This is a genomic window from Nocardia sp. NPDC019219 (genome assembly GCF_040632645.1).
GTDB lineage: Bacteria > Actinomycetota > Actinomycetes > Mycobacteriales > Mycobacteriaceae > Nocardia > Nocardia sputorum.
This window is the reverse complement of sequence record NZ_JBEYCG010000002.1, coordinates 321571-336054: the sequence shown is the minus strand read 5'-3', so window position 1 is coordinate 336054 and position 14484 is coordinate 321571. Positions and strand designations below refer to the sequence as shown.

The window sequence follows — 14484 nt, the reverse complement described above, 5'->3', positions numbered from 1 at the left end:
CTGGTCCGCCGTCAGCAGATGCGCGGCAGTTGCTCGCCCGCGGGCAGATCCACCACCCGCGTCCCGCCGAGCGCCGTGCGGGCGACGACCATGCCGGGATGTTCGGCGACGCACCGGCCGATCTCGGCGGCCTGTGCGCCCAGCGGGTGTTCCCGCATCGCCGCGAGCACGCGATCGGCGTTCTCGGGCGGTACGAACGCCAGCAATTTGCCCTCGTTGGCCACGTACATCGGGTCCAGACCGAGCAGACCGCAGGCGTCGCGCACGCCGTCGGGCACGGGGAGTTGCCGCTCGTCCAGCGATATGCCGACCTGTGCGGCGCGGGCGATCTCGTTCAGCGAGGCCGCGACGCCACCGCGGGTGGGATCGCGCAGCACATGCACGTCGGCGCCGGTGGCCAGCATCGCCGCGACCAAGCCGTGCAGCGGCGCGGTATCGCTGAGCACGGTGGTGCCGAACTCCAGACCTTCGCGGCAGCTGAGCACCGCGACGCCGTGCACACCGATGTCGCCGCTGACCAGCACCACATCGCCCGGTGCCGCGCGCTGCGGCCGGATGCCCACGCCGGGGGCAACCACACCGATTCCGGCGGTGTTGATGTAGATCCCGTCACCGTGTCCGGCGTCCACGACCTTGGTGTCCCCGGTGACCAGCTGGACTTCCGCCGCGAGGGCGGCGGTGCCGACCGCCTGCGCGATGCGCGCGATGTCGGCCAGCGCGGTGCCCTCCTCCAGGATGAACGCGGTGGACAGCACCATCGGCCGCGCTCCGGCCATGGCCAGATCGTTCACCGTGCCGTTGACCGCGAGTTCGCCGATGGTGCCGCCCGGGAACACGATCGGCTTCACCACGAACGAATCGGTGGAGAAGGCCAGGCGCGCGCCGTCCAGTGTGACCACCGCGGAGTCGCCGAGGTCCGCGTGCGCGGCCGAGCCGAACGCGGGCAGGAACAGATGCTCGATCAGCTCGCCGGACATCGCTCCGCCGCCGCCGTGCCCCATCACGATGTTCGGCGAATCCCGCAGCGGCATCGGGCAGACCCAGCCCGCCATGTCGATCGTCACGGGGGCGGCGCCTTCCTCAGGCATGGGCCACCTCCGCGGGCAGATCCAGGCGCCGGTACAGGTAGTAGGCGGCGCACGCGCCTTCAGAGGACACCATGGTGGCGCCCAGCGGGTTACGCGGCGTGCACTCCTTGCCGAAGGCGGCGCACTCGTGCGGTTTGATCAATCCCTGCAACACCTCACCGGAGCGGCAGATGGTCGACTCGGCGGTGTGCAGATCGCCGACGGCGAAGCGGTGTTCGGCGTCGAACTCCCGATAGCGGTCCGACAGCCGCCAGCCGCTGCGCGGGATGACGCCGATGCCACGCCAACCCCGGTCGGTGACCTCGAAGACGTCCTGCAGCATGGCCTTCGCCGCGGGATTGCCCGCCGCGGACACGGCGCGGGGGTAGGCGTTCTCCAGCTCGTGCCTGCCCGATTCCAGCTGCAGCACGGTGCGGCGGATGCCCTCCAGGATGTCCAGCGGCTCGAATCCGGTGACCACCATCGGCACCTTGTACTGCTCGGCCAGCGGCGGGTACTCGTCGGTGCCCATCACGGTGCAGACGTGCCCGGCGGCGAGGAAGCCCTGCACCCGGCAGGTCGGCGATTCCATGATCGCGGCGATGGCGGGCGGGACCAGCACATGCGACACCAGCAGCGAGAAGTTCCGGATCCCCAGGCGCTTCGCCTGGTACACCGTCATCGCGTTGGCCGGCGCGGTGGTCTCGAAACCGATGCCGAAGAACACCACTTCGCGGTCCGGGTTCTCCTTGGCCAGGTTCAGCGCGTCCAGCGGCGAGTACACCACCCGGACGTCACCGCCCTCGCTCTTCACCCGGAACAGGTCCTTTGCGCTGCCGGGCACGCGCAGCATGTCGCCGAACGAGCAGAAGATCACGCCCGGTCGCGCGGCGATCTCCAGCGCCTTGTCGATCACTTCGAGCGGGGTGACGCAGACCGGGCAACCGGGGCCGTGGATCATCTCGATCTGATCGGGCAGCAGCTGGTCGATGCCGTGGCGGATGATCGAATGGGTTTGTCCGCCGCAGACTTCCATGATCGCCCAGCGGCGGCTGGTGGTAGCGCGGATGCGGTCGAGCAGGCGCCGGGCCAGCTCGGGATTGCTGAATTCGTCCAGATACTTCATGACCGGGCCTCCGGTTCCTCGCGTGACGACTCGATGGCGGGATTGTCCAGGCCCGCCTGCTTCGCGGCGATGGCGAAACCGTCGCCGAATTCCTCGTTCAGTACGCCGAGGTGCTCGAACTCGGCCAGGGTCCGCAACGCGGATTCCTCGTCCAGCCGCTGGATCGCGAAGCCGACGTGGACGACGACGTAGTCACCCACCGCCGCGTCCGGGATGTATTGCAGGCACACGTCTTTGTGCACGCCGCCGAAGTCGACGACAGACATCAGCGTGCCGTCCCGCTCGTGCAGGCTGAGCACTTTGCCTGGTACCGCAAGACACATCGTTGCTCTCCTTCGCTCATCCCTCGCTGCACGCGAGGAGTTGCCCGAACGCGAGGCCGCCGTCGTTGGGTGGCAGCCGGCGATGGGTGATCACGGTGAAGCCGTTGTCGCGCAGCAGCGCGCACGATCGCGCGAGCAGCAGCGCGTTCTGGAAGACGCCGCCGGACAGGGCGACGATCTGCGCCGGGGCGGCGTAGCGCGTCGCGAGTTCGAGTGTCAGCCGGGCGACGGCGGCGTGGAAACGCGCGCCCACCACCCGTGCGGGCTCGCCCGCGCGAACGTCGGCGACCACGCCCGCGAGCACCGGTGCGGGATCGATCACGGCGGGATCACCGTCACCGAGCGGGAACCGGTAGGCGGTGGCGCCTTCGGCGCCGGAGCGGGACAGTCCCTCCAGTTCGATCGCTGCCTGTGCTTCGTAGTCGACGACGTGCCGCACGCCGCACAGCGAGGACACCGCGTCGAACAACCGGCCCATGCTCGACGTGGGCGCACAACCCAGACCGGTCCGGAACTGGTGGGCCAGCACCGAACGCTCGGCCGGCGGACATGCCGCGACCGCGGGGATATCGTCGGCCCAGTTGATCCCGGCGGCCCGCAGATGAGCCAGCGCCATGCGGTATGGCCTGCGCACCGCGAGATCGCCGCCCGCCAGCGGCACGTATTTCAGATGGGCCAGGCGCCGATAGCCCTTGTAGCCCGCGAGCATGACCTCGCCGCCCCATACCGCGCCGTCCGGCCCGAATCCGGTGCCGTCGAATGCGATGCCGACCACCTGTTCGCTAGCGCCGAGACCGTGCTCGCCCATGACGGCGGCGATGTGCGCGTGATGGTGCTGGACGGTGTACAGAGGCCGCTCGCCCGCGTTCCGGCGCGCCCACGCGGCCGAGCGGTAGCCGGGATGCGCGTCGGCGACCAGCTGCACCGGGTGTACCGCGGTGAGTTCCCCGAGATGGCGCTGCGCGGCGTCGAAGGAGCGCAGCGTCGCCAGGTCGTCCATATCGCCGATGTGCTGGCTCAGCCAGGCGTAGCGGCCATCGGCCATCGCGCAGGTGTTCTTGAGATCGGCGCCGACCGCGAGCGTCGGCGGCAGCGGCACCGGAAGCAGCAGCGGCAGCGGCGCGTAGCCGCGCGAGCGCCGGACCGGCAGTTCGCGGCCGCCGAGCGAACGCACCACCGAGTCGTCGCAAGGCACCAGGATGCGCCGGTTGTGCGACAGCCAGCCGTCGGCCAGACCGGCGAGGCGGGTGCGGGCGTCGTCGTCCTGATAGCAGATCGGCTCGCCACCGAGATTGCCCGAGGTCATCACCAGCACCTGCGGTCCGGGCGGATCGCCGGGCAGGCCGAACAGCAGCAGGTGCAACGGCGTATACGCGAGCATGACGCCCAGGTCCGGGTTGCCGGGCGCCACCGAAGGAGCGGGGACCGGCGCGGGTGACTGCGCCGCGCCGCCGTCCGGCACAGCGTCTCCGTCCGGCACAGCGTCTCCGCCCGGCTCGGCGGTGCCTCCGGGATCGGCGGCTGAGGGGCTCCGCTCGGGCGCGGACCGGCGAGCGAGCAGCACGATGGGGCGAGCCGGGCTGGTCAGCAGTGTGGCGGCGGCATCGTCGACGGCGACTACGGCCCGTGCCGTGGCGAGATCCGGCACCATCACCGCGAACGGCTTGTCCCCGCGGCGCTTGCGTCTGCGCAACTCGGCCACGGCCGCCTCGTCGGTGGCGTCGCAGGCGAGGTGGTAGCCGCCGATGCCTTTGACCGCCAGGATGCCGCCGGCGCGCAGCAGTTGCCGCGCCGCCGCCAGCGGCTCACCGCCTCCCGGTCCCGTATACGCGAGGGTGGGACCGCACTCGGGGCAGGCGATCGGCTGCGCGTGGAAACGGCGGTCCGCCGGATCGGTGTACTCCCGCGCGCACCGGTCGCACATGGCGAAGTCGGCCATCGACGTCCGCTCGCGGTCGTAGGGCAGGCTCGCGATGATGGTGAAACGCGGACCGCAGTTGGTGCAGTTGACGAACGGGTGGCGATAGCGGCGGTTTCCCGGATCGCGCAACTCGCGTTCGCAGTCGGCGCACAGAGCGACGTCGGGCGAAGCCAGCGTGCGACCGACGCCGTCGCGCGTGGTGCCCGCGATGTGGAATCCGGTGCCACCGCGCGCCGGGATGTCGGCCTGCTCGACCGATTCGACCACCGCCAGGGGCGGCGGCCGCACGCGCAGCCGCGCGGCGAACTCGTCGAGATCCGCGGGGGCTCCCTCGATCTCGATGACGACGCCGCCGCTGTCGTTGCCGACACTGCCGGACAGTGCCAGTTCGGCGGCGGTGGTGTAGACGAACGGCCGGAAGCCGACCCCTTGGACCACACCGCGCACCACCAGACGACGCCGTAGCCGCTCCGTGGTCATAGCTGGTCCCCGTGTTGCAACAGGCGCAGTCCGTCCAGCGCCGCCGCGGCCCCTGCCTCGTCGGTCTTCTCCACCGCGAAGCCCATGTGGATGATCACCCAGTCACCCGGCCGCGCCGGATCCTCGTCGAGCAGACCGATGTTCACCTTTCGCTGCTCGCCGGACACGTCGACCAGCGCGATCTGGCCGTGGTAGCCGTCGGGAATCGCCATCACCCGTCCCGGGATGCCCAGACACATCGGTCAGTCCTCCTGTTCTGCTGTGGCCCGCGGGAGCAACGCGGCGACCACGTCGCCCACCGCCGCGACCGCCTCGTCCACCGCCGCCGCGACCGGCTCCGACAGACCGATGCCCTCTTCGGCGCAGGCGACCTGGCAGCCGATCACCACGGTGGGCGGCAGCACGCCACCCAGCGCGCGCACTCCGGCGAAGACGGCGTCCGGGCTCATCGCGTGGGCGTCCAGCGCCGCGGGGCCGGTGTTCTCCGGCGCGGCGCCGAACACCTCGACCCGGCCGGGCGCCCCGCGGTCTGGCAGCGCGTCGACCAGCACCAGCGCGTCCCAGCGATCGAGCAGGTCGTAGGCGAGATGCATGCCGCGGATGCCGTAGTCCACCGCGCGCACGCCCGGGTCCGGGTGGCGCGGCAGCCGCCGTACCACCTCCGGTCCGAATCCGTCGTCGCCGAGGAAGATGTTGCCGATCCCGGCGACCAGCACCGCGGCCGTCGGGTCACTCCTCTTTCTCGGTGGGCGTCGTCGCCCCGCCGACACGCGCGTCGTCGACCTCGCCGGTCGCCGTCTCCGCGGGGGCGTTGGCGGTCTCCTTGCGCTCGTCGTAGGGAGGCGCCGCCGATTCCGTCGCGGGCGGGGCCTCCGAGGAGAACTCGGTCTCCTTCTTGGTGTCTGCCGAGTGCGCGGAGGTCATCTCCTCGTGATCGATATGCCCCGGCTCGCGTTCGGCCGGGCCTCCGGCCGCGACGCCCGCGCCCGCGTCGCGCGAACCCGGCGCGCCACGTGCCGACTGCGGCTCTTCGCGATGCTCACCCATGATGCTCCTTTCCGGTCGCCGCTACATGTGCCGGATCTTCAGGTATCGCCGCAGATCCGGGATCGACCGCAAGCCGAGATACACCCCCGCCGCCACCAGCACGGCGACGACGGTCGTCGAGACCACTCCCACGGTTTCCATAGCGGATTTCCTTTCATTCCTCGGTGCCGTCGAGCGGCTCCAGTTCGTCGGGCGCGAAATACAGGTAGCGGCCATACCATTCGTGCAGCTCGGCCGCCGGGTCGTCGTCCAGCACGACCCCGACGTGCGCCTGCCCGTCCACGTCCTCGTGGACCGACACGACCCGCGCGCACTGTCCGTCGAAGAACAGGTCCTGGGCGTCGGCCCGGCGCGCCGGATGCAACCGGACCCGGCTGCCCCTGCGCACGAGCACGCCCGCGACGGGCACCGCGTCGACATCCGGGCGAACGGCGCCGTCGGCCAGCGGGTCCCACCAATCGACGCCCTCCGGGATCTCCGGGATCAGCCCCGGACCCTCGGCATGTGGATCGCGCAGGACACCGTGCAGCTGCCGCATGGCGTCGGGTGACATGGCTTCGCAGCGGTCGATGATCTCCGCCGCGCGCGGATCGGTGGCGCGCGCCCGCGCCTTCTCCGCGTCGGTCATCGTGAGGATCCGCAGCGTGAGGATCTCGTCGATCTCGGTGGAGTCGAACAGCGCGCCTTCGCTCTGCTGGGCGATCTCCGGGTGGTCGTACAGGATGATCGGCGAGATCAGCAGCATGCTGTAGTCGCCGGGCGGGCCCGCGAGCACCGGGAAGCAGCGGTGCCGATCGCAGCGGGCGGCCGCGGCCACCGCGTCCGGCGGCGGCTCCAGCAGCGAGACGAACTCGCCGCCGGTGATCTCCGCGATGACGTGCGCGCCGATCAGCGAGCGACCGATCGCGTCACGCTGGTCGGCCGCGGGCGCGCCGACATTGCGCAGGACGACCGTCAGCCGCAGGAAGCCGTCGTCCCGGTCGGCGGCGAGTTCCAGCTCACCCGCCAACGGCAGTCTGCTGCGCACGAGGGTGCCCTGCGCGGGGGCGGCGATCTCCTCCATGTCGGAGCCGCCCGGTATGTCCAGCGAGTGGACGAGGCGACCGGGCGCGAGCGGGCCGACGGCGACCTCCCGCTCGACCGCTTCATCCCAGGACAGCCACGACCGCCCGCCCTCGGTCAGCTCGGCGACGGGCGCGCCGTCCCCGTTCACCACTTGGCGGCGCTGCAACTGGAGGAAACGAACGGTCAGGGTGAGTCGCGGATGCTCGCCCGGGCGGATCAGGCACTGCGCCGACAGCGTCGATTCCTCGCCGAGGCCCGCGGCGGCGGCCCCGGGCGGCCCGAGCACACCGAACTGCCAGCGCGCCTGGTTCTTGCGCGCGTCGGCGCGGTAGGGATAGAGCAGATAGCCCTCGTAGAGCACCGCGTCGGCCACGGCGCGGGCGCGGGCTTGCGCGGTGGTCACGACGTCTCCTCGGCGCTGGTCAGCAGCCGGGTCACCGCGTCGTCGAAGCCGGGCAGGCCGTGGCCGGATTTGTAGGCGGCCAGCGCCCGGAGGGTGTCGTTGTGCAGCCGCACCCACCCGGAATTCGGGAAGTAGGCGGCCATCAGGTTCTGCCACACCGACACCGGCATCTCGAACTTGTCCTCGCGGTCCCACGGGATCTGCTGGATGGCGAATCCGGTGCTGCCCCGGATGAAAACGGTCCCGCTGAACAGGAACAGCAGCGGAACCACACCGTCGCGCAACGCGTGCAGGTACTTCGACCCGGAAACCTCGAAGTCGTAGGTGCACGGCATCGGCAGATCCACTTCGGCGCCGCCGGTGAAGCTCGGAACCATGGTGGCGCAGTGCATCCAGAGAAACGAACGCTGCGTCTCGTGCCACCGCTCGCGCGGGCCGAACAGATCCACCAGCCCCACGGCTTCCTCGTCGGAATAGCCGCGGCGGAACGGTTCGATGCGCACCTGCGCGCGCAAGGCGATGGCGTGCACGGGTTCCTCCGCCAACGCGGCGATGCCGACGCGCGCCGACAGGATCGGCGCGACGGCGTACGGCTCGGGTTTCATCTCGAGCACGGCGAACGTCGTCGAGTACACCGGGCTCATGCCGCACCACCGGATTTCGCGCGCGCCGACGCGTCGGCGAAGAACTGCTCCAGATACCGGTGCACGTCCTGGCCGCCGTCGAAACCACGCCACAGCAGCCGCATCCGGCCGACGAACTCGTAACAGGCGTCGATCGGCAGCAGCAGGCAGGCCGCCCGCTCGGTCCTGCGGTCGGGCACCCGGATCAGCAGCGCTTCCACGTCGGGAGCGAGCACGTCCAGCTCGGGATGCCGGTGCAGGATCGCGTTCCACTGCTCCAGCGGCAGTTCCGATTCCGTCGCACCCGCGGGCCCGGGATAGAACGCCACCGTCCGGCCCAGCGCGGAATTGCGGAAGAAGAACGCCAGGTTCACCGGGATCTCCAGCGCGTCCCATTCCGCCTCGCTGATCGTGAATCCGGGGAACGCGAGATACCGGTCCGGCACCGCTCGATAGCGCAGCTCCGCGTGCTGGTCGACGAACAGCAGATAGCAGCCGCGGCACACGCACATCAGCTGCCTGCCCTCGACGTTCACGACGTGCTGGTGCTGATCGGCGATCGGCTCCGCGCACATCTCGCACCGTTCGCCGGGCCGCGGCGCGGGCCTGCGGTCGGCGGCGATCCGCTGTAGCGCGCGGAACGGTGTGCTCACCCGTGCACCCCCACCGGCACCGCAACCGACAGTTCACCCGATCGCACGAGCACGGGAAGCGGGTCGAGATGCCCCTCTCCGTCGACGCGGGCGCCCGCGTGCACCACGTCGTAGTGCGCCCGGCAGGTCGGGCACCGCAGCACCGCGTCACCGGCCGGGAAACCCACTCGCCGCTCCAGCGTCGCTCCGGCGAGGGAACGGTCGCAGCCGGGACAGTGGTCCCGGTAGGCGTACACGTCCTCGCCCACCCGGCAGGCCAGCACGGTCGACCCGGCGACGGCGAAGCCACCCACCTCGCCCGCGCTCAGCTCGGCCAGTTCGGGGACCGCGACCCAGCTCCCGGACCGCGCGCCGTCCGCGCGCACGCGCGAGAACAGCGAGTCGGCGGAGATCACCCCCGCCGACTCCGTCTGCGCGGCGACGACTTCGATGGACTCGATCTCCGGCGCCGCCGCCCGGACGGCGTCCTCGACGGCCAGTTCGAGCGTCACCGACGAGGACGGGCAGCTCTTGCAACTGCCCGCCAGTTCCAAGCGAACCACCCCGTCGACTATCTCGACCAGGTGGACGTCGCCGCCGTGCGAACCGAGGTAGGGGCGCACGCTGTCCAGCGCGGTCCGCACCCGGGTGGTCACATCGTGCGGGTGCAGCCCGTGCACCAGCAGCAGGCTCGCCACCAGATCGTCGCCGGCCAACCGCTCAACCGCCTGCGGATCGAGCAAGCCGACGACGCGGGTCAGGCCCGCGCCGTAGAGTTCGACCAGTTCGCGCACAAGCTGTTCGGCGCGCTCGCGCGCGAGCGCACCGCCCGCCGAACTCGCCTCCAGCAACGTCTCGATGCGGTCACCGGCTTCCCGCCACCGGGCGTCACCGAGCGTCGCGTCGTCCTGGTCGTCCGGGCGATCCTCCACCGTCACCTCCGGTCGTTCCGCCCGACGCGGCCTCACTCGGGGGTGAGCGTCTGCGTCGGTGAGTGCAGTTGCTCCAGCGTCTTGCCCTTGCCGAGGTACATGTGCACGCCGCACGGCAGGCAGGGATCGAAACTGCGCACGGTGCGCATGATGTCGATGCCCTTGAAGTGCTCGCGGTCGTTCTCCTCGAAGATCGGCTGGCCCTGCACCGCGTCCTCGTAGGGTCCCGGCGTGCCGTAGCTGTCGCGCGGGCTGGCGTTCCACGGCGTCGGCGGATACGGGTGGTAGTTGGCGATCTTGCCGTCCCGGATCACCATGTGATGCGACAGCACGCCGCGCACCGCCTCGGTGAAGCCGCAGCCGATGCCCTCCTCGGGAACCTCGAATTTCTCCCAGGTCTTGGTGTGGCCGGCCCGGATCTCCGCCATCGCCTTCTCCGCGAAATGCAGCGCGCAGGCCGCCGCGTACGCCTGGAAGTAGGTGCGGGCGCGGTTGCGCTCCAGCGTGTTGCTGCCATGCGCCGGGATCTTCCACTCCAGCGTGACCGGGCCCTTCAACGCGGTCTTGGGCAGGTTGATCTGCACGCTGTTGCCGGTCGACTTCACGTAACCGATGTCGATCAGGTTGGCCAGCGCCGTCGACCACAGTCGCGCCAGCGGGCCGCCGCCGGTGTCCAGGGAGAGGTGGTCGGTGCCGTCGAACCAGCGCGGCGACATCACCCAGCTGTATTTCTCGTCCAGGTCCCGCTTCTGCGGCCGGGGATTGGTGTGCTGATTCCACGGGTGGCGCCGGTCCACCGGATTGCCCAGCGGATCGGTCTTCACGAACATCTCCTGATCGGTCCAGTCCTCGTAATACGAGCTGCCCAGCAGGATCCGCAGGCCAAGGTTGATGTCGACCAGGGAGGTGGTCAGCAGCTTGCCGTCGACCACGACGCCGGGGGTGACGAACATCTTCCGGCCCCAGTCCGCCATGTCCTTGTACTCGAAATTGCACACCTCCGGGTCCTGGAACGAGCCCCAGCAACCCAGCAGCGTGCGACGCAGACCGACCTTCTCGTAGCCCGGCATCGCCTCGTAGAAGAAGTCGAACAGGTCGTCGTGCATCGGCACGACCTTCTTCATGAACTCCACGTAGCGCATCAGCCGGGACAGGTAGTCGGTCATCAGCTGGATGGTCGCGACCGTGCCGGGTCCACCGGGATACAGCGTGGACGGATGGACGTGCCTGCCTTCCATCAGGCAGAACATCTCCCGGGTGATCCGGCTGACCTGCAGCGCCTCCCGGTAGAACTCACCGGTGAACGGATTGAGCGCCCGCATGATGGCGGCGATCGTGCGATACCCGTGGTCGCCCGCGTGCGGCGCCTCGGTGTTCTCCGCCCTGGCCAGCACGCCCGGGTTGGTCTCGGAGACCATCTTCTCGCAGTAGTCCACGCCGACCAGGTTCTCCTGGAAGATGTTGTGGTCGAACATGTACTCGGCGGCCTCGCCCAGGTTGACGACCCACTCGCCGAGGTGCGGCGGGCGCACGCCGTAGGCCATGTTCTGGCAGTAGCACGAACAGGTGGCGTGGTTGTCGCCGCAGATGCCGCAGATGCGGCTGGTGATGAAGTGCGCGTCGCGCGGGTCCTTGCCCTTCATGAAAATCGAGTAGCCGCGGAAGATGGACGAGGTGCTGTGACACTCGACCACTTCCCGATTCTCGAAGTCGATCTTGGTGTAGATGCCGAGGCTGCCCACGATGCGAGTGATCGGGTCCCACGCCATCTCGACGAGACGATCCGGCTCGATCGTTTTGTGTGACGGCTCCGGGATGATCTGAGTCATCAGAGATCCTCCTACCAGGTGCGGGTCGCGCCGGTCTCCAGCTTCCGGCCCCGGTGCCGCCAGTGCGGCTCCTTGTCGACCGTGCGTCCGGTGATGTGACGGAGGCTGCGGATCACCGATCCGTAGAGCCCCGATGCGGTGGACGAGAACTTGCCGCCGGGCGGTTCGTCCATGAACGGCATGAACTTGTCCGGGAAGCCCGGCATGGTGCAGCCGATGCAGATTCCGCCGACGTTCGGGCAGCCGCCCAAGCCGTTGATCCAGCCGCGCTTGGGAACGTTGCACTTGACCACCGGCCCCCAGCAGCCCAGCTTCACGATGCATTTCGGCGAGCCGTACTCGGTGGCGAACTCACCCTGCTCGTAGTAGCCCGCGCGGTCGCAGCCCTCGTGCACGGTCGCCCCGAACAACCACTTGGGCCGCAGCGCGTCGTCCAGCGGGATCATCGGCGCCTGCCCGGTCGCCATGTAGAGCAGGTAGGTGAGCGTCTCCGACATGTTGTCCGGCTGGATCGGGCAACCCGGCACGCAGACGATCGGAATACCAGCTTTGCTCTTCCAGTCCCAGCCGAGATAGTCGGGCACGCCCATCGCACCGGTCGGGTTGCCCGCCATCGCGTGGATGCCGCCGTAGGTCGCGCAGGTGCCCGCCGCGATGATGGCCGTGGCCTTCGGCGCGAGACGGTCCAGCCATTCGCTGGTGGTCATGGGCTGGCCGGTGGCGGGATTGTTGCCGAACCCGCACCAGTAGCCCTCGTCCTTGAGTTGCTCGTTCGGGATCGAGCCCTCGACCACCAGGACGAACGGTTCGAGTTCCCCGCGGTCGGCCTTGAAGAACCACTCCAGGAAATCGTCGGCGCCGCCGTTGGGACCGCACTCGAAGTCGATGAGCGGCCAGTGCACGGCGATCTTGGGCAGACCGGGGAGGGAGCCGAGGGCGATCTCTTCGACGCTCGGCTGCGTAGCCGCCGTCAAGGCGACCGAGTCACCGTCACAACTGAGTCCCGCGTTGATCCAGAGCACGTGGATCAGTGTTTCTTCGGCTCGTACTGCTTCCTGAGTGGGCATTCCCGCCACCTTCCGCAGCGGACCACCGGGGGCCGAATCTCGCCTTTCTCGAAGAAGGGGTCACCCGCAGATGTGATCCTGATCACTTCACCTTAAGCGCGCCCGGCGGCTTCCTCAAGAGCCGCCGGACCGGCCGCGCCGCGCCGCGCGACCAGCCAGTCGTACCAGGTAGACAGACCTGCACCGCTGCTTACGGACAGCGGGAGGACCTCGACGCCGGGATGTATCGAATGGATGTATTCCCGGCATCGGTCCAGGTCGAAATCGACATACGGCAGCAGGTCGGTCTTGTTCACCAGCACCAGCCCCGCTGCCTGGAACATATGCGGGTACTTCAGCGGCTTGTCGGTCCCCTCGGTCACCGAGACGAGCACCACCTTCTCCCGCTCCCCCAAGTCGAACAGCGCCGGGCAGACCAGGTTGCCGACGTTCTCCACGAACAGCAGCGTGCCCGGCGCGGGGTCGAGCGCCTCCAGGGCGCGGTACATCATCTCCGCGTCCAGGTGGCATCCCGCGCCGGTGTTGACCTGCACGACGCGGCACCCCGCGGCCTTGATCCGCTCGGCGTCCAACAGCGTGGCCTGGTCGCCCTCGACGACCGCGATCGGGGCCTGTCCGGATTCGCGGATGGTGCGTTCCAGCAGCGTGGTCTTGCCCGCGCCCGGCGAGCTGGTCATATTGAGCGCGACGATGCCACGCTCGGCCAGCCAGGCCCGGTTGCGCTGCGCCAGTTCGTCGTTCTTGGCCAGCACCTTCAGTTCCAGGGTGACCGTCTCGGTGGCGGGCAGGTGCACGTGATCGGCGTCCGGGCCGTGTTCGTGCGGCTGGCGGTCCGCCGTGTGGGCGTGCTCGTGCCCTTCGGAGTGCTGGTGGTCGTGCGGGACGCGAATCAGCGCGGCGGCGTCGTCGCCGCACCCGCAGGTTGCGCACATGCCTCACTCACCTCCATGGATCGGATACGCAGCTCGCGCCCGGAGCGGATCTCGACGTCGGCGCTGCCGCAGGGACACAGCAGGATCGGATCTCGCAACCGGAACTCGGCGCCGCAGGTCCGGCAGGCCGCGACCCCGGGGATCTCCACCAGGACCAGTTCGGCGCCCTCGGCGACGGTCGCTTCGGCCGCCACCTCGAAACAGAACCGCATGGCATCCGGCACGACGGCGCACAGCGCGCCGACCTCGACGGTGACGGAGTGGACCCGCCGGCCCGCCGCGTGCTCACAGACGGCGTCGATGACACTGCGCGTAATGGCCATCTCGTGCATCCCGACCTCGATCCCTCGAGTGGATAACCTCGAGGCTACTCCTGGGCAAACCGACCGAAGGGCAGAACGTCGATGCTTCTCCGGTACCTCGGGGCGGCGGCGAAGCCGCGGCCGGGATCTCCCTCCGGATCCCCGCCGCCCGGCAGCTGACACCTCGTGCGCTCACCCGTGGGCCGACCCGTCACACCCGCGTCGTCGGCACCGGATGGAAGGGGCTCAGTCGTGGTCGGCCGCGCTGCGGACCGCGCCGCTGCTCGCATCGATCGTCACGTCGTGCTCCACGCCCGCGGGCGTGACGACCTCCACTTCCCATACGGGGACGCCACCCTCGGTGTCGAATTCGGTGGACCGAACCTGCCCGCCCGGCACGGCTTCGAGCGCCTTGTCGATGGCCTGCTGCCTGCTGACGCCGGCGTCGGCCACCAGCGACCAGTCCGCCGCGGACGAGCGGAAGGCGACGGTGTGGTCGTCCGGACCACCGGTGGCGACCGCGGCCAGAACGACGCTCAGGCCGACGACGGCAGCCGCGACGGCCGTGCCGACGAGGAGCCAGCGGAGCCCGGCGTAGGCGCGGCGGAATACGGTTGTCATGCGAAACCTCCTGCGGGAGTGCTGCTTCGGAATGCGTTCACCTTGTCGCACGGAGCTGAAGGCCGCCTGAAGCGACCTGAAGACGGTTTCAGGATCGGTCTGCCACTCTTGGTG

At 69.7% G+C, this 14484-nt stretch carries 16 protein-coding genes; all 16 read right to left on the bottom strand.

Features of this window, described 5'->3' with window-relative positions:
• Window positions 1–11 precede the first annotated feature (11 nt).
• The 16 genes from hypE to ABZ552_RS05930 all read right to left on the bottom strand — a co-directional run bounded on the left by hypE (window position 12) and on the right by ABZ552_RS05930 (window position 14370).
• On the bottom strand, window positions 12–1088 hold the full coding sequence (gene hypE, locus ABZ552_RS06005; RefSeq protein WP_357435816.1) for a hydrogenase expression/formation protein HypE: 1077 nt from the start codon (window positions 1086–1088) through the stop codon (window positions 12–14).
• Window positions 1081–2193 carry a hydrogenase formation protein HypD gene (hypD, locus tag ABZ552_RS06000; RefSeq protein ID WP_281878778.1) on the bottom strand — a complete coding sequence of 371 codons (1113 nt, stop codon included), beginning with the start codon at window positions 2191–2193 and terminating at the stop codon, window positions 1081–1083. The genes hypE and hypD overlap by 8 nt, the downstream gene beginning before the upstream one ends.
• Window positions 2190–2516 (bottom strand): HypC/HybG/HupF family hydrogenase formation chaperone, encoded by a 327-nt coding sequence (locus tag ABZ552_RS05995; RefSeq protein ID WP_281878777.1) that lies wholly within the window; start codon window positions 2514–2516, stop codon window positions 2190–2192. Before ABZ552_RS05995 ends, hypD begins: the two co-directional genes overlap by 4 nt.
• Before the next feature lie 16 nt (window positions 2517–2532).
• Window positions 2533–4917, bottom strand: a complete 2385-nt coding sequence (locus tag ABZ552_RS05990) for a carbamoyltransferase HypF (RefSeq protein ID WP_357435814.1) — start codon at window positions 4915–4917, stop codon at window positions 2533–2535.
• Entirely contained in the window at window positions 4914–5156 is a 243-nt protein-coding gene (locus tag ABZ552_RS05985; RefSeq protein WP_281878775.1) for a HypC/HybG/HupF family hydrogenase formation chaperone, read from the bottom strand. Before ABZ552_RS05985 ends, ABZ552_RS05990 begins: the two co-directional genes overlap by 4 nt.
• Before the next feature lie 3 nt (window positions 5157–5159).
• A complete protein-coding gene (locus ABZ552_RS05980) occupies window positions 5160–5633 on the bottom strand; it encodes a hydrogenase maturation protease (protein ID WP_281917800.1) in 474 nt (157 codons plus the stop codon).
• 13 nt (window positions 5634–5646) lie between these two features.
• A complete protein-coding gene (locus tag ABZ552_RS05975; RefSeq protein WP_281917799.1) occupies window positions 5647–5964 on the bottom strand; it encodes a hypothetical protein in 318 nt (105 codons plus the stop codon).
• A 154-nt stretch (window positions 5965–6118) separates the two neighbouring features.
• Window positions 6119–7432, bottom strand: a complete 1314-nt coding sequence (locus ABZ552_RS05970; RefSeq protein ID WP_281917798.1) for a hypothetical protein — start codon at window positions 7430–7432, stop codon at window positions 6119–6121.
• Window positions 7429–8076, bottom strand: a complete 648-nt coding sequence (locus ABZ552_RS05965; protein WP_159838148.1) for a DUF6084 family protein — start codon at window positions 8074–8076, stop codon at window positions 7429–7431. The genes ABZ552_RS05970 and ABZ552_RS05965 overlap by 4 nt, the downstream gene beginning before the upstream one ends.
• Entirely contained in the window at window positions 8073–8708 is a 636-nt protein-coding gene (locus tag ABZ552_RS05960) for a DUF5947 family protein (RefSeq protein ID WP_281878766.1), read from the bottom strand. The genes ABZ552_RS05965 and ABZ552_RS05960 overlap by 4 nt, the downstream gene beginning before the upstream one ends.
• Window positions 8705–9619 carry a NifU family protein gene (locus ABZ552_RS05955; protein WP_281880853.1) on the bottom strand — a complete coding sequence of 305 codons (915 nt, stop codon included), beginning with the start codon at window positions 9617–9619 and terminating at the stop codon, window positions 8705–8707. Before ABZ552_RS05955 ends, ABZ552_RS05960 begins: the two co-directional genes overlap by 4 nt.
• 32 nt (window positions 9620–9651) lie before the next feature.
• On the bottom strand, window positions 9652–11448 hold the full coding sequence (locus ABZ552_RS05950; protein WP_281917797.1) for a nickel-dependent hydrogenase large subunit: 1797 nt from the start codon (window positions 11446–11448) through the stop codon (window positions 9652–9654).
• Window positions 11449–11459: 11 nt separating this feature from the next.
• A complete protein-coding gene (locus ABZ552_RS05945; RefSeq protein WP_281878763.1) occupies window positions 11460–12515 on the bottom strand; it encodes a hydrogenase expression protein HypE in 1056 nt (351 codons plus the stop codon).
• Window positions 12516–12607: 92 nt separating this feature from the next.
• Window positions 12608–13447, bottom strand: coding sequence for a hydrogenase nickel incorporation protein HypB (gene hypB / locus ABZ552_RS05940; protein ID WP_281917796.1), 840 nt, complete (start codon window positions 13445–13447; stop codon window positions 12608–12610).
• Window positions 13405–13779 (bottom strand): hydrogenase maturation nickel metallochaperone HypA, encoded by a 375-nt coding sequence (gene hypA / locus ABZ552_RS05935; RefSeq protein ID WP_281880852.1) that lies wholly within the window; start codon window positions 13777–13779, stop codon window positions 13405–13407. The genes hypB and hypA overlap by 43 nt, the downstream gene beginning before the upstream one ends.
• A 216-nt stretch (window positions 13780–13995) precedes the next feature.
• Complete coding sequence (locus tag ABZ552_RS05930) at window positions 13996–14370, bottom strand: PepSY domain-containing protein (RefSeq protein ID WP_281917795.1); 375 nt, start codon at window positions 14368–14370, stop codon at window positions 13996–13998.
• Between the last annotated feature and the right edge of the window lie 114 nt (window positions 14371–14484).